This is a genomic window from Enterobacter mori LMG 25706, from assembly GCF_000211415.1.
Taxonomy (GTDB): domain Bacteria; phylum Pseudomonadota; class Gammaproteobacteria; order Enterobacterales; family Enterobacteriaceae; genus Enterobacter; species Enterobacter mori.
The window spans coordinates 68,943-87,037 of the sequence record NZ_GL890775.1 but is presented as its reverse complement, the minus strand read 5'-3'; the positions used below and the strand labels follow the sequence as shown (position 1 = coordinate 87,037).

General features: G+C 47.9%; 15 protein-coding genes, 1 tRNA gene and 2 pseudogenes. 9 read left to right on the top strand and 9 right to left on the bottom strand.

Features of this window, described 5'->3' with window-relative positions; all coding sequences use genetic code 11:
• Positions 1–163: 163 nt before the first annotated feature.
• The gene (locus tag ENTMO_RS0105470; protein WP_010427929.1) at positions 164–547 is read right to left on the bottom strand and encodes a GFA family protein; all 384 of its coding nucleotides are present in this window, start codon (positions 545–547) and stop codon (positions 164–166) included.
• 167 nt (positions 548–714) lie between these two features.
• Between ENTMO_RS0105470 and ENTMO_RS0105465 the strand changes: the two genes are divergently transcribed.
• The 7 genes from ENTMO_RS0105465 to catA all read left to right on the top strand — a co-directional run bounded on the left by ENTMO_RS0105465 (position 715) and on the right by catA (position 9,214).
• A complete protein-coding gene (locus ENTMO_RS0105465) occupies positions 715–1,824 on the top strand; it encodes an AI-2E family transporter (protein ID WP_010427927.1) in 1,110 nt (369 codons plus the stop codon).
• 112 nt (positions 1,825–1,936) lie between these two features.
• On the top strand, positions 1,937–3,721 hold the full coding sequence (locus tag ENTMO_RS0105460) for a diguanylate cyclase (protein WP_010427925.1): 1,785 nt from the start codon (positions 1,937–1,939) through the stop codon (positions 3,719–3,721).
• A gap of 342 nt (positions 3,722–4,063) precedes the next feature.
• Complete coding sequence (locus tag ENTMO_RS0105455) at positions 4,064–5,137, top strand: catalase family peroxidase (RefSeq protein WP_010427924.1); 1,074 nt, start codon at positions 4,064–4,066, stop codon at positions 5,135–5,137.
• Complete coding sequence (locus ENTMO_RS0105450; protein WP_010427923.1) at positions 5,134–5,718, top strand: cytochrome b; 585 nt, start codon at positions 5,134–5,136, stop codon at positions 5,716–5,718. The genes ENTMO_RS0105455 and ENTMO_RS0105450 overlap by 4 nt, the downstream gene beginning before the upstream one ends.
• A gap of 318 nt (positions 5,719–6,036) precedes the next feature.
• Entirely contained in the window at positions 6,037–6,531 is a 495-nt protein-coding gene (locus tag ENTMO_RS0105445) for a putative pterin-binding protein (RefSeq protein ID WP_010427922.1), read from the top strand.
• A gap of 17 nt (positions 6,532–6,548) precedes the next feature.
• Positions 6,549–8,480, top strand: a complete 1,932-nt coding sequence (locus ENTMO_RS0105440) for a bifunctional diguanylate cyclase/phosphodiesterase (protein ID WP_010427921.1) — start codon at positions 6,549–6,551, stop codon at positions 8,478–8,480.
• A 56-nt stretch (positions 8,481–8,536) separates the two neighbouring features.
• Positions 8,537–9,214 carry a type A chloramphenicol O-acetyltransferase gene (catA, locus tag ENTMO_RS0105435; RefSeq protein ID WP_029484988.1) on the top strand — a complete coding sequence of 226 codons (678 nt, stop codon included), beginning with the start codon at positions 8,537–8,539 and terminating at the stop codon, positions 9,212–9,214.
• Positions 9,215–9,388: 174 nt separating this feature from the next.
• On the opposite strand, the gene ENTMO_RS0105430 is transcribed toward catA, so the two are convergent.
• The gene (locus tag ENTMO_RS0105430; protein ID WP_010427919.1) at positions 9,389–9,982 is read right to left on the bottom strand and encodes a hypothetical protein; all 594 of its coding nucleotides are present in this window, start codon (positions 9,980–9,982) and stop codon (positions 9,389–9,391) included.
• Positions 9,983–9,985: 3 nt separating this feature from the next.
• On the bottom strand, positions 9,986–11,500 hold the full coding sequence (locus tag ENTMO_RS0105425; protein WP_010427918.1) for an RNA-directed DNA polymerase: 1,515 nt from the start codon (positions 11,498–11,500) through the stop codon (positions 9,986–9,988).
• Positions 11,501–11,738: 238 nt separating this feature from the next.
• Here ENTMO_RS0105425 and ENTMO_RS25080 point away from each other — a divergent pair.
• A pseudogene (locus ENTMO_RS25080) lies at positions 11,739–12,086 on the top strand (DUF4225 domain-containing protein); the annotation flags it as partial.
• Here the strand turns inward: ENTMO_RS25080 and ENTMO_RS0105420 are convergent.
• From ENTMO_RS0105420 to proB, 6 genes and pseudogenes are all read right to left on the bottom strand, one after another.
• Complete coding sequence (locus ENTMO_RS0105420; protein WP_010427914.1) at positions 12,083–12,397, bottom strand: hypothetical protein; 315 nt, start codon at positions 12,395–12,397, stop codon at positions 12,083–12,085. The pseudogene ENTMO_RS25080 and the gene ENTMO_RS0105420 sit on opposite strands and share 4 nt — an antisense overlap.
• A gap of 525 nt (positions 12,398–12,922) precedes the next feature.
• The gene (locus ENTMO_RS0105410) at positions 12,923–13,279 is read right to left on the bottom strand and encodes a putative T6SS immunity periplasmic lipoprotein (RefSeq protein WP_010427912.1); all 357 of its coding nucleotides are present in this window, start codon (positions 13,277–13,279) and stop codon (positions 12,923–12,925) included.
• A gap of 2 nt (positions 13,280–13,281) precedes the next feature.
• Entirely contained in the window at positions 13,282–13,824 is a 543-nt protein-coding gene (locus ENTMO_RS0105405) for a type IV secretion protein Rhs (RefSeq protein ID WP_010427910.1), read from the bottom strand.
• 314 nt (positions 13,825–14,138) lie between these two features.
• Positions 14,139–14,214, bottom strand: a tRNA-Thr gene (locus tag ENTMO_RS0105400).
• Between the two features lie 111 nt (positions 14,215–14,325).
• Positions 14,326–15,580 (bottom strand): annotated as a pseudogene (proA, locus tag ENTMO_RS23860) (glutamate-5-semialdehyde dehydrogenase).
• Positions 15,581–15,591: 11 nt separating this feature from the next.
• Complete coding sequence (gene proB / locus ENTMO_RS0105390; RefSeq protein ID WP_010427908.1) at positions 15,592–16,695, bottom strand: glutamate 5-kinase; 1,104 nt, start codon at positions 16,693–16,695, stop codon at positions 15,592–15,594.
• Positions 16,696–16,999: 304 nt separating this feature from the next.
• Between proB and phoE the strand changes: the two genes are divergently transcribed.
• A complete protein-coding gene (phoE, locus tag ENTMO_RS0105385; RefSeq protein ID WP_010427906.1) occupies positions 17,000–18,052 on the top strand; it encodes a phosphoporin PhoE in 1,053 nt (350 codons plus the stop codon).
• Positions 18,053–18,095: the final 43 nt, after the last annotated feature.

Sequence of the window (18,095 nt, the reverse complement as noted above, 5' to 3'; positions counted from 1 at the left end):
CGGGCACGCCGCGCGCTGAGTCGGGGATGGGTTGTGAGGATCACATAGAGAATCGGACGCCAGGCCATAAGCACCTCCGCAAGCAGATGCTTACAGCATGGCGTGAATAACTGAGATTCTCGGTCAGGCGAAAGTGGTATCGACAAACCCTCGGATCATACTTTTACGCTTCCCTCATGGTATGTCGCCACCAGGCAGGCATCATGTCGTCGAAGGAGTGATTTTCCGGGGCAAACTCCGGCTGGTCCGGATCGTCAAACACGCCAGTAAATAAGGCAACGGTGGGTGAATCATCAATCGCGCCGATAGAACTGCCGCAGGTGGGGCAAAACGCCCGGCTGGAGTAGTCCGACGATCGCCATGTCGCCGGACGTCCACCCGGACCGGTCCACTGCACGTCTTCCGCCGGGAACTCAATCCATACGACGGTTTGTGCGCCAGTGTGTTTCTGACAAATATCGCACGAACAGGTATGCACATTGCCCCCGTTGGCAGCGGTAAAGCGAACCGCGCCGCATAAGCACCCGCCTGATAAGATCTTTTCCATGCTGTCGTCCTGAGCTGTTTAAAATCTCGTCAAAACATAACACATTATTGAGGTTTGATAAGCCGGGTCAGGCGAAGCCATCGCCCTACACGCCAGCCGCAGAATTATTGGTAAATCCTCAAATCAGTTCTATAGTCGACACTGCTTATTCGTTACCAGGAATCACTATGCGCTTTAATGGACTGACCAAAGGTTTCTTCATTTTTATTCTCGCCCTCGTCACCTGGGCCTTCTTCGACGTGCTGTCGCCCTACTTCTCCGCGATTTTGTGGGCCGCCATCCTGACCATTATCTTTAACCCGGTGAAAAACAAACTGCGCGCTGCGCTTGGCGATCGCAACGGGCTGGCCTCGTTCCTGACGCTGTGCATTATCTGCCTGATCGTCTTTATCCCGCTGATGGTGATCCTCTCCTCGCTCGCCATTGAGCTGAACGTGGTGTACACCAAGCTGCAAGCGAACAACACGCAATTCCCGGAAGTGATCGCGAGCATATTTAACCGTCTGCCGGACTGGGCCAGCGGTTTTCTGGCGGATCACAACCTGACTAACGCCGCGCAAATCCAGAAAAAACTCTCTGACGTGGCGTTGCAGGGTGGTCAGTATCTGGCAGGCAGCGCGTTCCTGATCGGTAAGGGGACGTTCGGTTTTGCCATCAGCTTCGGCATCATGCTCTATCTGCTGTTCTTCCTGCTCAAGGACGGCCCCTATCTGGTGCGCCAGATCCTTGATTCCCTGCCGCTGTCTGATTTTGCCAAACAGCACCTGTTCGCCAAATTCGTCGGCGTCTCTCGGGCGACGGTAAAAGGCACGGCGGTGGTCGCCGTGGTGCAGGGCACGCTCGGCGGGATTGCGTTTGCCATTGCAGGCATTGATGGCAGCATACTTTGGGGCGCGCTGATGGCCTTCCTCTCGCTGGTGCCAGCCGTCGGCTCGGCGATTGTCTGGGTGCCTGCGGCCATCTTCCTGTTCGCCACCCACCAGCTGTGGCAAGGGCTGTTTATTGTCGGCTTCTTCGTGATTATCGTCGGGCTGGTGGACAATATTCTGCGCCCGCTGCTGGTAGGCAAAGACACCAAAATGCCGGACTACCTGATTCTAATCTCCACCCTCGGCGGCATGGAGCTGTACGGCATTAACGGCTTTGTCATCGGGCCGCTGATTGCCGCGCTGTTTATCGCCTGCTGGAACCTGTTCTCAGGGCGCGATCACGAAGGTAACGCCGAAGAGCTGGACGCAGACTTCATCGAAGAAGGAAAAAACCGGCCAGATCTATGATGTTTCTCTTCATTCCAGGCGGCTCATTGCCGCCTTTCTTTTCACGCTAAATCAAACATTTTCTATAATTTGAAAAACGCCTCCCCACTCTTGTCGTAGAAGGATCCCACAGGTGCGAATCGCCACGATCACAAACTGGGCCTACGGTGCCACGGTGTGCCTGACCCTCGCTTCTGGCATCGTTATGCTCATGGCATCCAACGCTGATAACGTTGAACGTCAGGCCGTTAAGCAACGGCAGGTGTTTGATCAACTTACGGAAGAGATCGAGACAAATACCTGGATGCTCTCTGATTTAGCGCGCCTGTTCGTCATCAAAAAAGAACCCTCTATTCGGGAAGAATATCGGCAAAAAGAGAGCGAATTAAAAAGCATAGAGCATCATCTGGTGCAGTTAAAAGATAACGGCGCCTCCGGCGAAGAACTCATGCTGCTTCAGGAAGGTTTAAAAATCATTGAGGAACTGCAGGACGAGCAGCAAACCGCACTCGACAGCATAGCCCGTGGCGAGCAACAGCAGGCCGTTGCCCTGCTTTATGGCCCTGTCTACGAACAAGAGATGGAGCGCGCGCAGAGCCAGATTAATCATTTCCGCCAAATACTGGATAAGCGCATCATTGCCGACGTACAGGCGGCCACCAAAACATCGAAAGCACTGCGCACGGTGTCGGAAGTGATGGTCGGCCTCACGGCCCTGCTCTTCCTGTTCGTGATGGGCTTTATTCTCAAGCGTCGTGTGCTTCACCCGGTGGTTCGGCTGAGCGACGTCGTACACCGGCTGGCTTCGCAGGACTATGCCGTTGAAACGCCAAACTTTACCCAGATTGATGAAATAGGCGATATGGCCCAGGCCATCCGCATCTTCCGCGAGAACGGGCTGGTGCGACAGCAGCTGGAAAAAGAGCGCGATGCCGACTGGGCGATCCGCGCGCTGCTGGCTCGTATGACCCAGCGGTTGCAGGGCTGTGAAAACCTCGCCGACGTTATTAATGTGGCAGAGCTATTTGCGCCCAATATTGCGCCGGGCGTTTCCGGGCGGTTATATATTTTTGATCGCGAACCCTGGCAGATGCGCTGCGCAGCAGAATGGTTGTCCCCGGAGGGTGACACACCCGCATTCCATCCGGATGAATGCTGGGCCGTCCGGCGCGGGCAGAGCCATCCCCCGGTGAACGGTGAGCCGGACATTGGTTGTTATCACCTGCCAGAATCGCAAGCACACTCGTCCCTGTGCGTTCCGCTCATTGCGCAGGGCGAAGCCATCGGCCTGCTCTCTTTCCAGAACATCACCCCTGAAACCGCGCCCTCCCGCGCTTATCTTGAACTTATGGCTGAAGCGCTGGGGCTGGCACTGGCCAACCAGAAGCTACGCGATGCTCTACTGGAAAAAGCGCTCTTCGACCCGCTCACGGGTTTGCGTAACCGTCATCACCTGGAAGATACGTTGCGGACGCAAATGGCGCAGGCCATGCGAAGCGAGCAACCGGTAAGCTGCCTGATGATCGACATCGATCACTTCAAGAGCATTAATGACCGCTTTGGTCATGAAGCGGGTGACCAGGTCATTAAAAGCGTGGCGTCGGTTGTTCAGCGCGCCACGCATAATACGGGTATGGCCTTCCGCTACGGTGGCGAAGAGTTCCTGGTTCTTCTTTCCGGTGCCGATGAAGAAGAAGCGCATGCCTGTGCGCAGAAAATTTACAACGGCGTGCATGAGCTGTCGCTTCGCTATGGGCTGACCGAGATTGGTCCGGTGGATGTATCCATTGGTATCGCCAGCTACCCGCAACATGCCCAGAGTGACAGCCTGCTGCGCGCTGCAGACGTGGCCTTGTATCGGGCGAAAGAGCTAGGCCGCTCGCGGATTGTGAGCTTTGGGATGCTGGAAGCGGGTTAGCCGGCCAATAGTTTCAGAAGGGGAGCAGATATTTACCTCGAGTCGCTTCAATGCTGCCAGGGCACGAGCAGGGCGCTAAGCGCTAAGCTTAAACCGCCCCCCCTCAGCCGCAAAGTATAAACTTTTCGTGATATTCTTTTTTTTGCCTGCCTGGCTTATATACTCGAAAAGAACCGTGACCTGTTCGATAAAATACTTAACACGAATATATCCGTTCTCAGCATAAGTGCCACTGCGATTATTTACACATAATCGTCTTCTCTATTACCTCTGAATTAATGAATGTTTCGCTTTCATTATTGGGCGTGACGGGTATTACATTTCTGCTATGGAAAAACGTCTATGTATAAGCTGGATTTCAAATCCAAAAAAACCTGGGGAGCGCTGGCGTCGATCGCTGTCATAGCTGGGGTATTAGCATCCCTATTTGCGTGGACTGCGGGATGGATCGGATCTCGTACCGTCAGTCAGTCGTTAGTGTCAGAAACACCGAAACCGTTTCCTGCCGGCTTTCGTCGTGCGCACGGCAAAGGCATCTGCTTTGCGGGTACGTTCACGCCAGACGGTGCCGCATCGTCTTTATCAACCGCACGTCTCTTTTCCCAATCTAAAACCCCCGTTGTAGGACGATTCTCTATTGGCACCGGTAACCCTCATGCCGCGGACACCTCTACGAAAACGCTGAGCATGGCGCTGTTGCTTAAAACGGACGACAAACAGCAATGGCGTATGGCAATGAACAACGTGCCTTTCTTCGCAACACGGGATCCTGAAGGTTTCCTCGCGATGCCAAAAGCGCTCGCGGTAGATGAGTCCACCGGCAAACCGGATCCACAGCGCCTTGCTGCATTTTTAAAAGCGTACCCTGAAGCAAAGAAATACCTCGCGTGGGCGGCACAAACTCCGGCTCCCGGTAGCTTTTCCGGTGCGACGTTTAACAGCATTAATGCTTTTTACCTTGTAGACGCTCAAGGCCATAAACAGCCGGTACGCTGGATGATGCGCCCGCACGATCCGTTTATGCCGCTGGATGAGACAATACGGCAGAAGGTCGATCATGACTTCCTGTTCGAAAGCATCGGCCAGCGACTGGCTCAGAAACCCATCTACTGGGATATGGTATTGCAACTCGCACAACCGGGCGATCCGGTGGATGATCCTTCTCAACCATGGCCGAACGAACGTAAGCAAGTTGTGGCCGGTACGCTGGAAGTGACCCGCGTCGAGGCGCAAGCAGAGGGGCCCTGCCGCGACGTTAACTTTGATCCCTCAATCGTTCCTGCGGGTGTAGAGGTATCTGACGATCCCGTCCTGAATGCCCGTTCTGGCGCCTACTCGCACTCTTTTAGTCGCCGTGAGCGGGAAATCGGCTATGGAAAAGCGACCGAAGCGGTTCAAAAGCAGGAGGAAAAATGAATTCCAATAAAAGCAGACAGGATAAAGCACCTCAGCATTTTAATACCCTGGCGCGTGGCCTGCACTGGCTTATGGCGGCGATGATCCTGGCCATGTTATTCATCGGTGCCGCCGTGATGACATCATTACATCACCGGATTGAGTTGATAAATCTGCATCGCCCATTGGGTATCGCTATTTTGCTGCTGGCACTGATTCGCCTGATCAACCGGATCGTTAGCCGGACACCGCCACTTCCTGTTGAGATGCCATACTGGCAAACGCTTGCCGCAAAGGCCTCACACTGGGTGTTGTATGCATTAATGCTAAGCATGCCATTATTAGGCTGGGCACAAGTCTCGGCCGCAGGTGCGCCGGTCATAATGTTTAATGGAATTAACCTTCCTCCCATTGTACCGACGAGTCCGGCACTCTATGCATGGTGCCACGACGCACATAGCCTTCTGGCAAAATTGCTCTTTGCTGTTGTGCTGGCGCATATCTCGGCAGCGTTAGTCCATGCGTGGATCTATCGCGACTGCGTTTTTGCCAGCATGGCAAAAAGCGGCAAGTCTGTGAGAAAACCAACGCAGAAGTCCTGAAACCGACGCTAATAAAGTCCGGCCTGCAAAGCCGGCTTTTCCCTGCCTGTAAAATATCCGCTCTGAGAAAATATTAATCAATTAAAGCGATCGATTTTTAAATGTATGAGCGCTTCTTCAAACCACGTTGTCTTGATTCAAAAACTTAAGCGTAGCTCTCCCTGCGTTCACCCTGTCTCCGAAAAACATAACCAATTGATTTTACAGCATTTACATGAGCCATGTTCTGTAAAAATCATTGTTCATCAACAAAATATAAAAACTAGTGTGATATCTAAATTATAATTCTTATACTTCTGTTCAAAAGTGGAGGCCATAATGCGATTAACCCTAATGTTGGTATGCTGTCTGGTACAGAGTTTAGCCTGGGCTGGCGAACTGCCAAAACCCGTTGGAAAACCCATTTTGACGATTTACGGTAATATAGAAAATACCAATGAAGAGGGAAAAGCAGTGTTTGATCTCGCCAGCCTTGAAAAACTGGGTATGGTGAGTTTTGAGACGACATCTCCCTGGTACACTGGTCGTACAAAATTTGAGGGTGTCCCAATGGGCAAACTCATGGATTATGTTGGCGCGAAGGGTTCTGTCGTTAATGTTATTGCGCTCAATGATTACGCTACCGAGATCCCTCTCAGCGACTTTAAAAAATACAATGCCATACTTGCTTTAAAGATCAATGGCGAATATATGCGCATTCGCGATAAAGGCCCATCATTCATTGTTTACCCTTATGACAGTCTTCCTGAATTGAATAATCAGATTTATTACTCGCGCTCGGCATGGCAGGTTAGCAAAATGAAGATTGAATAGCAGTTCGGGAGAACATAATGAACAGGATACTGGTTGGTATCATTTTTTCTCTTTTTATCACGACAGGATACATTGCATTTCTTGTTTACGATCGTCAGCAAGAGTTGCAAAAACTGACTCACTACACTGAGTCCTGGTCCGTGGCTCAACTGGTATCAGAGTATTACCGATTTGAATCATGGCTTGGTCTGTACGCAACCGATACCGATGAGGTTACGATAGACCAGGCCCGCATGCGCCTCGAAATTATGCTCAGCCAGGGTGAGTTAATGAAGGGGGGAGATTTAGGTCGCTATATTGAAAGCGATAAAACGCATCAGGCGCTCGCTGCGCGCCTGGAAGAAATACTTTCTTATCTGGATAGTCATCTGGAAAAAATGAGCCATGCAGAGTTAAAAAAATATTTGTCTAATATGCATCTGCTCGACGCGCCACTCAGCCAACTCTCTTCAAGTGCGTTAACAAAAGATATTAATACGATTAATGAATCCAATAGAAAAATACAAATACTCTATTATATCTATTCTGCACTTTCATTACTTCTGGTGATATTAAGCTTTATTCTGGGGTTCTTAATGATCTACCAGAATAAAAACATTCTTAAAGCACACATGCAGGTTAAAAGCCTTGCTGACGAACTTCAGATATCAAAAGAAAAGCTGCAAATACAGAACGCGAAGCTGGAGTATGATGTTTATCATGATTCCCTGACCGGCATGAAAAACCGCCTTTTCTTCTGGGACGATCTCAGCAAAATTAATCTTCAGGCAGACAAAAACCACATCCCTGTCACGGTGATGTTATTTGATTTAGATCGGTTCAAAGAGGTCAACGATACCTATGGCCATGATGCCGGTGATTTACTGTTGAATCAGGTGTCCAGACGGCTCACCTCAATGAGCAGTGCCACTGATACCTTTTACCGTTTGGGCGGAGACGAATTTGCCCTTCTGTCGAGTGGCCTCACCGAAACGGCAGCCGTTTCGCGCGCAAAAGAAATCAGTAATCATATTAGCCAGCCCTATACCATTAATAACCAACTGATAAAAATTGCCACCTGTGTGGGTATCGTTTTATCTGATAATGAACGGCGCTCTGATTATCTTTATAAATTTGCCGATCTGGCGCTCTACGAGGCCAAAAAAGAGGGTTCACAGCAGATAAAAGTCTTCCGTCAGTGGATGCTGCAAAAATTGCAGGAAAGCAGAACCCTCGAACATGATATGGCGCTGGCACTTGATAACAATGAGTTCGTTGTTTATTACCAGCCTATTGTCGATTCATTCAGCAATGAAATTTACGGCTATGAAGCGCTTATTCGCTGGAAACACCCTGTGAGGGGAATTCTGTCGCCGGATAGCTTCATCTCCGTTGCCGAAAAAACCGGCAAGATCAATGAAATTGGCAAAATTGTGCTTGAGATTGCCTGCCGTGAAGCGGTTTCCTGGGCCGTTCCGGCGAGAATTTCTGTGAATGTCTCACCGATTCAGTTGGGCAGCAAATCGTTTACGACGATGGTGCAGTCCATTCTAAAAGAGACAGGACTACCGGCTAACCGCCTTGAGCTAGAGGTTACCGAGTCTTCGCTCTTCAGCGACAGCAACATGCCGATCAGTATTCTTAAAAAGCTGAGATCGTTGGGGGTAAAAATTTCTATCGATGATTTCGGGACGGGATATTCTTCACTCTCAAGACTGAGTGAACTGAATTTTGACAAAATCAAAATAGACAAATCCTTTGTGAATTCTATATCCACGCAAAATGAAGCACTGAATATCGTTAAATTGATTACCGGCATGGCCAAGAGCCTCAATATGCGGGTCATTGCTGAAGGCGTTGAAACCGAAGAGCAGCTTGAACGTCTTCAGGTGCTTGGCTGCGATCTCGTGCAGGGATACCTGTTCGGAAAACCTCAGCCTGAGGTTAACGAGGTAATCAGGTGCAGTTGAATGGGTGTTAGGGCTGTTTATGACCTAAATCCATTTTAATAATCAAAGGGTTAAAAATGAAAAAGACAATGCCGGAATATACGCCTGTTGATTTATCTCGTTGGGCAAGGAAAGAACATTTTGAGGTATTCCAGTCATTTGCTGAGTGTACAATTAACCAAACGGTTCTGATCGACATTACCGTGCTGCGAAAACATATCAAAGAGGTCGGCTGGAAGTTTTACCCGACGATTATTTTCCTCCTTTCTAAAATCATGAACCGGCATCCGGAATTCCGTATGGCCATGAAGGACAATGAGCTGGTTATATGGAATGAAATCCATCCAAGCTATACCATTTTCCATCCCGAAACGGAGACCTTTTCGTCATTGTGGAGCCACTACGACGGCAATATGCAACACTTCCAGAACACCTATGCAGAAGACGTTGCGCGCTATGGCAATAACCTTTCTTACTGGCCGAAAGAAGAGTCACGGGAAAATGTCTTTTTCGTATCGTCAATTCCCTGGGTAACGTTTACTAACTTTACTATGAACATTGCGCACATGAAGAATTTCTTCTCCCCTATGTTCACGTTTGGAAAATACTACGAGCAGGATGGGAAAGTGTTGTTGCCTATGGCGGTACAGGTCCATCATTCCGTGTGCGATGGTTTCCATGTGGCAAGGATGTTTAATGAGTTGCAGGAGATGTGTGATGGTTTGCCGGAGCTGTCAGTGGGATGTAATGGCTGAGTTGCCATAAATCTCTTTGACAAGGGGGAAAATGTCATTTATTTGATTGTCAGAAGGCTGCGTTAAAAAGATAATAGGCGCAAAAACGCCAATCTAACCAATTGTTTTTATTATATTTTTAATTTACGCACCTTCAAAATGCCCCCGATGGGTTACTGCTTAGGGGCATTATGATCAAGTATGGTCTCTCTTGTAGTTGCGGGTAAACTCGACAAACATATTGTGAGCAGCCTGCTCATCTCCTAACGCAACTTCGCGCATGACCTGTAAGAGAAGTACGGTCATAGGCATCACTTCATCAAGATCCAGATCTGCGGGATAGCTATCTGGGTCAATGGCCATATCAAGATTATAAAACCACCATAACTCAATCTTTCGTGTGAGAGAAATTATTGTATTAATCTCATCGGTTACATTAAGTAAATCAGCCTCAGGAATTAAATCAAACATTTCATGAGAAAGTTTATTCCTGATTTTTTTTAGGCGTTCAAATGTTTCGATATCACACTGTTCTAAAGCGTTATGTTCCGTCAACCAGCTTATCGATGCATAAAGCCTACTGTTATTTCTATTTAAAACTTTTTCCCTGTACTCTACGAATTCATCTTCGTTTCCAAAACTTAAGTAAAAGCGCTCTAACTTTCCAATTACAATTTCTTTTAGAAGTTCAAAGGATGCAATAAAAATAGAATAAGAAATAACTCTTTCCTTTAATGCTTTTGGCTCTAATATTCTCGCCCATTTTTTATAATTCTCATCGTTATGCATTGATCAATCCCTTTTAAACAAATCAACATATTCAATCAACATGATTTCATTAAGATCTTTAGGTTTTTTAAATAATGTGTATTTGTCATCATTAAAAATGGGTTTATTATTAACAAGGCATTGATAAAATTTATTGCTATTGATAAGCACACTATCAACATACTTAGATACATCACCCATTCCAAATTGCCTGAACTTGGTAAAAAACACTAACCAAAGTACATCGAAAACAGAATCTTTTGCTGAGGAACGTTTAACATCATCGATAATAATGCTTTTAATAAATTCTTTTATTTCAGGGTGTGACTTTTTATGCTCTAGAAAAACAAGATCGATAATAGCAAGAACATTCCCCATTACTTTTTCAGACTCTCTTTTTATCATAAAAAGCAGGCTTATTAATTTTTTGATTTCCTTGAGTTTCTTGGCCTTATCTTTGGAGAAAATAATCTTCAATCTATCTTTTTTAGTTAATTCAGAAATAAATTTATTTAGTATACTTGTGCCAGGATACTCATAATGAATATCCAACGCCTTGAGTGCCGCTTGCTCAAACTCTCTGAATGAAAAAGACTCTGCTCCTGACAATGAATACGGGTAATATTTTTTAGAATGCTCTCTGTAAAGCCCATTTGGTAGCTTATTTATTTTTGTTTTGGACTCATTGATATTTAAGTTGTACTTATTCAGTTCATCAGAAATATTTTTTAATACTTTCTTAGCATCAGATTCACTATTACAGAGAATTCGATAATCATCTTTAAATCTAACACCAACAAAGTCGATATCCTTGAGCTTTAATGATACATCTCTATCAACTTTGGAAAGAATTATTTCCGCAATCAAATCACTTAGAGCAGACCCTACTGATATACCATTTGTTTTTTTATCATTTGAGTATTGTAGCAATCTATCAAGCTTATTACCTAACAGAGTGTACTCTTTATCGTTACGTGATATATTTTTGTCATGTAATGCCCAAGGGATGCTGTGAGTGTATATTGAGGCATAAAAATTGGTAATATCAGTTCTAACTAAGTAACTATAGTTTACTGCATCAACAATCAGATCCCTTTCAGCCATCTCAATCCACTCATATATCATCCTTCCAGAACGTATGGGTGACAGAGCCCCCCCCTCAGTTTTAGTAACAGGAATAGGCAAACTGTATGTAAAAATTTTAGTTTCATCATTAAAAAGATGGTTCACTACTAACTGCCAATCTTTGACAAGCCAGTAGACCATATCATGATAAAACTTGGGATGCTGTATACCAAAAATACGATGAGTGAGTGATGTTTTAGGATATGACACATTAACAATCTCTTTCTCTTTGAGATTATTTAGGTTATCAAAATACGGCTCTCGATTTAGTTTAACCCCTCCGACTTTGAAACTAGGGGGTAAAACGTATTCCTCTGGAAAATAGCCATCATTCAATAACCATCGACCAACTACTTTTGGCTTAATATTATTGAGAAGCTTTTTAGTTTCAAGATAGTGCTCCCTAACCAGCATACAACCCCCGCCTACTAAAACGTTATTGTTTTAACATGAAAATGGTAGTTTTATTCTACAACATTTTTCAAGTGACACATCACCATAGTTACTGACGGACATTGATTTTTTATCAACACATTAAAAGCATGCAATGCGTCATACTGACAAAAAATACTTCCCTGACCAAAATCGCACTACACCGCACCCGCCTGCGGTTTTTAGTTCGCAAAAATTTTTCAGCTAGGATTTTTTACAAATGAACGGATTAACGAAAGAAGTGCTCAACTTTGATCAGCCAGCAGGACATAAACCCTCGCAAGGTATCATTGCTGACTCCGCGATGCATACGGCCCAGTTCATGGGATTTAATCCTAACACGGGCTTGGCTCTCTATAATGGTGTTTCTCTTGGTGCCAATGTGTACAGCATTGTAGGACTTGCTCGAAAAACTGGAGCCTAGAGATTATTCCGCTGGCTTCCACACGATTACTATCGCAAAGTCAGCACAATGAACACTCCTAAGCTAACAATGAAGATTGTCGGTTATGGTGTTAAAGCAAAAGTGATTTTCGATCTATTGACAACAGAAAATGGAACTAGTTAATCCTTGATAGTTTTTCGGTAACGCCAGGATTTATAGGAAATTACCGGCGGCTGTGCGAAGGACATAATGGCAGCCCCAAAGATCATCGCCAGCCCCCATGCAACTGCTCTATCAGGTGAGATGAAGATGATAAGTAGCAGTAGGATTAAGGCACACACAGCCACTACTCCCGCCAAGGTAACAAATCGCCTGGCGAGGTCATTTATAGCCTCTCCAAGCGTTCCTCCATATTTTTCAATATTACTTTTTATCTTCTGCAATTCGGGCTGCGTAAACCCTGAACGTAACAAAGCCTCATCAGTCACTTTCATATCGTCTCGTCCCTTATCTTCCAGAAGTGTTTTCCCAATCGCTGATTGTGTAAGCAATCATACTGATGAACTTTAAAGCAATCCACATGATGTTTGTGCAATGTATCAGATTTCAGACAATAGAAGCCATAAAGCCCCGTGAGTGGTACAAGCAACAAGCGGAGCGCAGCGACTTCATCAGATTGTCAGAGGGATCACACCTTATCAGGATGCTCGTGTACCTTTCAGAGCGTGAGTGAAGCGCTGGCAGAGCCTGCATGTCGTTTCCACTATTCACCTGTTTACGCAGCTACAAGGCCGTTCTACGGTGACACAAAGCGTCATCACTTCGTGACCGGACAACCAAGGCCACACATCGGGCTTAAATGTGTGTGATCAATCTGTTTCGGGAGGATTTAGAGACGTTGGCAGCGTCATCAGCGTCGAGTTGATAGCGATTCGTGTAGACTGCTCACGCTTTGTACCTGATCGAGTGCTTGATTACATACGTGCGTTGAAGTGACACAGAGGGGGCGATTTGCCCCCTTATTTTTTGGGATAAGAAAATTCAGCGGTGACTAAATGCGATTCTGATTTACCAGATTGGACGTCATACGCGAAGTTATACCGCTCTCCAGGTGTAAACTTAAATCCGAATACAGGAAGACAGTCACCCTTTTGAACATACACAGGCTTGTCATCAAAAATCTTGTGAAGGGTGTCGCTACTATCGCTGTTGATTTGGATAGCAGTGATCCGTTCCTGTGGCTCCAGTGGCGACACCACACAAACTTGATTACCTTTGATAAATGCCGTTGTAGATTCACGATCTACCATTCGATCACCAGGCCCGGGGCATCCTGTTAAGAGGAATACAACACCCAGCAACATTTTGTTCTTCATGTTTAACGCCCCTTCCCTGTTACGATTTTTTGGTAAAGCGAAGGGACATCCTGCAACATATCTACGCCTCTGTACATCCCCATGCGCCCAGGCCTCTGATAGTAAGACCACTTACTAATTCCATAAACCAGCAGTAACCAGTAATCAGCTAAAATAGAGGCTTGCTGCTCAAGAGAGTAATCAGTGAGCTTTTCTTTATCCAGCATGTAGGTATATTCAGCAGCCCAGCTAAACGCCCCCCGCATTCTCACCCATTGTCCGTGTTGGTGTTGCCACACATGCCCCAATTCATGGATGAAAACGTATTTATCTTCGACGAAAACCGAATTTGCGGAAAAGTCTTCTCTGTACATCGATTTTCTGTACCACAACTCCCCGTTGGGAGTCATCGCGTAGTTCTGTTTCTGTAGGCCGAACGGTAAATAGCTGTCGCAATGAATCCAGACACGGCTATACACTATCGAATCACCGAACACTCTGCGAGCCATTGCAATCTCGCCTAAGGTCATCCGGCGTAATGTTCCTTCCTCTGCCTGTGCGCTCATAAACTATCCTCCTTGTATGATTTATCTACATCGTAAAATCATAAGTCGAAATAGTCTATACGCGAACATTAGCCATTTAGCGTAGTGATCAGTAGTTTAAAACATGTTGTTAACCGCTTGCGGCAACTCTTTCAGCTTCAACGGATAGCATAATTTCTAATGCTGTTTGGGCTTGAGCCTCGTAACTACCCGCCAGTACGTTGTACAATACTTGAGCCGATACAACGCAAAAGCGCTTACCAAATGTTATCAAGGATGATAATTGAAGATACAATCCGTGAGATATTTTACGCTAATTGATTGATTTTATTAGGTGGTGCCGATAATAGGAGTCGAACCTACGACCTTCGCATTACGAATGCGCTGCTCTACCAACTGAGCTATATCGGCCCTGAGAGGCCGGTTACGAGTGTAACCACGGGGCAAAAGGTTAGATCTATCCGGGTGATGCGTCAATGCCCTTTTGAATCAAACGGCTACTTTTGCATCACCCGTGATTATTTACGCACGAATCGTATCGTCACGGAAGCCGATCCAGTTGTACGTGGTCAGCGCTTCCAGTCCCATCGGACCGCGCGCGTGCAGTTTTTGCGTGCTGACCGCCACTTCTGCCGCCCAAACCAAACTGTCCACCGTCGGTGAAGCGGGTGGAGGCATTCACATACACCGCTGAGGAATCCACTTCGTTCACGAAGCGATCGGCATTGCGCAGCGTGCGCGTCAGGATCGCGTCCGAATGCTGGGTGCCGTGTTCACGAATGTGCGCAATGGCGTCGTCAAGATCCGCAACCACTTTCACGTTCAGATCCAGCGACAGAAATTCGTCGTCGTACTGCTCCGCGTTGACGGGAACGACGTTAGCCGGGCCATCCTGCAGCAGCGCGAGCGCGTTGGCGTCAGCATGCAGCGTCACGCCGCTCTCTGCCATCTGCTTGCTCAGAGCTGGCAGGAAGGTGTTCGCAATATCTTGATGCACCAGCAGCGTTTCTACCGTATTACAGGTGCTTGGACGCTGGGTTTTGGCATTTACGATAATCTTCAGCGCCGGTTCAATCTCAGCGCTGTCGTCGACCACGATATGGCACATGCCGATACCTCCGGTGATCACCGGAATCGTCGACTGCTCGCGGCACAGCTTGTGCAGGCCTGCGCCACCGCGTGGGATCAGCATGTCGATATATTTGTCCATGCGCAGCATTTCGTTGACCAGCGCGCGGTCCGGGCTCTCGATCGCCTGTACGGCCCCCGCCGGTAAGCCACACTCTTCCAGCGCCTGCTGAATTACTTTCACCGTCGCGGCATTGGTGCGCCATGTCTCTTTTCCACCGCGCAGAATAGCGGCGTTACCGGTTTTCAGGCACAGAGAGGCGACGTCAACGGTGACGTTTGGGCGGGCTTCGTAAATGACGCCGATAACGCCGAGCGGCACCCGGCGGCGCTCAAGACGTAAACCGCTGTCGAGCAGCCCACCATCAATGACCTGCCCTACCGGATCGGCCAGATTACAGACCTGACGGACATCGTCGGCAATGCCTTTCAGGCGTGCCGGCGTCAGCGCCAGACGGTCAAGCATCGCTTCGCTCAAACCGTTGCGACGGGCTTCCAGCAGATCCTGCTCGTTGGCGAGCAAAATTTCCTGGGACTGTGATTCCAGATAATCAGCGATTTTTTCCAGCACACGGTTTTTCTCGCGGCTGGAAAGGAGCGCCAGTTTGTAAGAGGCGGCCTTCGCGGCTGCGCCCATTTGTTCCAGCATATTCTGGCTCCTTAACGAATAATCATGTCATCGCGATGTACGGCAACCGGACCATACTCGTAGCCCAGAATGGCATCGATTTGCTGCGAATGGTGTCCCGCGATGCGGCGCAGCGCGTCGCTGTTATAGCGGCTTACGCCGTGTGCGATGTCGCGGCCTTCAAGGCTACGGATGCGGATCACTTCACCACGGGAGAAGTTGCCTGTCACGCTTTTAATTCCTTTAGGAAGTAATGAACTTCCTCGTTCCAGAATCGCGGCAGTGGCCCCTTCATCGACAACGAGTTCACCCGCAGGAGGCGCGCCAAATATCCAGCGTTTGCGGTTTTCCAGCGGGGATTCCTGGGCGTGGAAGCGGGTGCCGACAGAGATGCCTTCCATCACGTCGCCAATCACGCCCGGACGGCTGCCCGCAGCAATGATGGTGTCGATACCGGCACGGCACGCGACGTCGGCGGCCTGCAGCTTGGTGCCCATTCCACCGGTTCCGAGACCTGAAACGCTGTCACCGGCGATGGCGCGCAGGGCATCGTCAATGCCGTGAACATCGGTAATCAGTTCGGCTTCCGGGTTAGAACGCGGGTCGGCGGTGAACAGCCCCTGCTGATCGGTCAGAAGCAGGAGTTTATCGGCACCGGCCAGAATCGCCGCCAGCGCAGAGAGGTTATCGTTATCACCCACTTTAATTTCAGCGGTGGCCACGGCGTCGTTTTCATTAATAACCGGAACGATATTGTTGTCCAGTAGCGCGCGCAGGGTATCGCGGGCGTTCAGGAAACGCTCTCTGTCTTCCATATCTGCACGCGTCAGCAGCATCTGCCCGACGTGAATACCATAGATAGAGAACAACTGTTCCCAGAGTTGAATGAGTCGGCTTTGTCCCACGGCGGCCAGCAGCTGTTTAGAGGCTATCGTCGCGGGGAGTTCGGGGTAACCCAGATGTTCACGCCCGGCGGCAATCGCCCCGGAGGTCACGATAACAATACGATGCCCTGCGGCATGCAGCTGAGCGCACTGACGTACAAGCTCAACAATGTGGGCGCGATTAAGGCGGCGCGATCCGCCTGTTAACACACTGGTACCGAGTTTTACCACCAGCGTCTGGTTGTCACTCATGATTCTCTGCCGTTCAACGATAAGGGAAAATGATGTCGAACGAACGTTTTAACAGGACTCAGCCCCGTTGCCAACTGCCTTAGCACAAAGCAAAACACTTTGTTGCGCGGGATCAGGAAGCGTAGCGGCTGATTTTGACAAATTTATTACTGAAAAATTAAAACATACTTTTTTAAACATATTCTTAAATTGTCATAAAACGTTCACCCGCGGACGATAAAACCCTTCCTGTTTTTTCACGGAACATAAGCGTCGGCTTAGCGTTCAGCGAATATTAGCGCGTATATAAAACTCAGGATTGAAAATGAAAAAGAGCACTCTGGCATTAGTGGTAATGGGCGTTGTGGCTTCCGCATCTGTTCACGCAGCAGAGGTTTATAATAAGAACGGTAATAAACTGGACGTGTACGGCAAAGTAAAAGCAATGCACTACCTCAGTGATGATGACGCTAAAGACGGTGACCAGACTTACGTGCGTTTCGGCTTTAAAGGTGAAACGCAGATTAACGATCAGCTGACGGGCTATGGCCGTTGGGAAGCAGAATTTGCCGGAAACAAAGCAGAGAGCGACTCTTCTCAGAAAACGCGTCTGGCGTTTGCCGGTCTTAAATTAAAAGACTTTGGTTCTCTGGATTACGGTCGTAACCTCGGGGCGCTGTATGACGTCGCATCCTACACCGATATGTTCCCTGAGTTCGGCGGCGATGGTCTGGCGCAAACCGACAACTTTATGACCAAGCGTGCCTCCGGTCTTGCCACCTATCGTAACACCGACTTCTTTGGCGTGGTGGACGGTCTGGATATGACCCTGCAATACCAGGGCAAAAATGAAAACCGCGACGTGAAAAAGCAGAACGGGGATGGCTTCGGTACGTCTCTGAGCTATGACTTCGGCGGCAGCGATTTCTCTGTCATTGGTGCTTATGCTAACTCCGATCGCACCAACGAGCAGAACCTGCTGACGCGCGGTGAAGGTAAAAAAGCCGAAGGCTGGGCAACCGGTCTGAAATATGATGCCAATGATATTTATCTGGCTACTATCTATTCAGAAACCCGCAATATGGCCCCAATCTCCGGTGGTTTCGCGAATAAAGCGCAAAACTTCGAAGTGGTTGCGCAATATCAGTTTGACTTTGGCCTGCGTCCATCCGTTGGCTATGTGCAATCTAAAGGCAAAGACATCGAAGGCATTGGCGACGAAGATATCGTGAAATATATCGACGTGGGCGCAACCTATTATTTCAACAAAAATATGTCCGCGTTTGTTGATTATAAAATCAACCAGATTGATGACGACAATAAACTGGGTGTAAGCAGCGATGATATCGTCGCGCTGGGTATGACCTACCAGTTCTGATTTTGTGGAAATAAAAAAACCGGCTTGATGCCGGTTTTTTTAT

Excerpts from the sequence above, each read along its gene's own strand:
- proB (WP_010427908.1), bottom strand. The coding sequence starts at position 16,695 with ATGAGTGACAACCAGACGCTGGTGGTAAAACTCGGTACCAGTGTGTTA.
- ENTMO_RS0105445 (WP_010427922.1), top strand. The coding sequence starts at position 6,037 with ATGCGATTAACCCTAATGTTGGTATGCTGTCTGGTACAGAGTTTAGCC.
- catA (WP_029484988.1), top strand. The coding sequence starts at position 8,537 with ATGAAAAAGACAATGCCGGAATATACGCCTGTTGATTTATCTCGTTGG.
- ENTMO_RS0105425 (WP_010427918.1), bottom strand. The coding sequence starts at position 11,500 with ATGCTGGTTAGGGAGCACTATCTTGAAACTAAAAAGCTTCTCAATAAT.
- ENTMO_RS0105405 (WP_010427910.1), bottom strand. The coding sequence starts at position 13,824 with ATGAGCGCACAGGCAGAGGAAGGAACATTACGCCGGATGACCTTAGGC.
- ENTMO_RS0105450 (WP_010427923.1), top strand. The coding sequence starts at position 5,134 with ATGAATTCCAATAAAAGCAGACAGGATAAAGCACCTCAGCATTTTAAT.
- ENTMO_RS0105430 (WP_010427919.1), bottom strand. The coding sequence starts at position 9,982 with ATGCATAACGATGAGAATTATAAAAAATGGGCGAGAATATTAGAGCCA.
- ENTMO_RS0105440 (WP_010427921.1), top strand. The coding sequence starts at position 6,549 with ATGAACAGGATACTGGTTGGTATCATTTTTTCTCTTTTTATCACGACA.
- ENTMO_RS0105455 (WP_010427924.1), top strand. The coding sequence starts at position 4,064 with ATGTATAAGCTGGATTTCAAATCCAAAAAAACCTGGGGAGCGCTGGCG.
- ENTMO_RS0105470 (WP_010427929.1), bottom strand. The coding sequence starts at position 547 with ATGGAAAAGATCTTATCAGGCGGGTGCTTATGCGGCGCGGTTCGCTTT.
- ENTMO_RS0105410 (WP_010427912.1), bottom strand. The coding sequence starts at position 13,279 with ATGAAGAACAAAATGTTGCTGGGTGTTGTATTCCTCTTAACAGGATGC.
- phoE (WP_010427906.1), top strand. The coding sequence starts at position 17,000 with ATGAAAAAGAGCACTCTGGCATTAGTGGTAATGGGCGTTGTGGCTTCC.
- ENTMO_RS0105465 (WP_010427927.1), top strand. The coding sequence starts at position 715 with ATGCGCTTTAATGGACTGACCAAAGGTTTCTTCATTTTTATTCTCGCC.
- ENTMO_RS0105420 (WP_010427914.1), bottom strand. The coding sequence starts at position 12,397 with ATGAAAGTGACTGATGAGGCTTTGTTACGTTCAGGGTTTACGCAGCCC.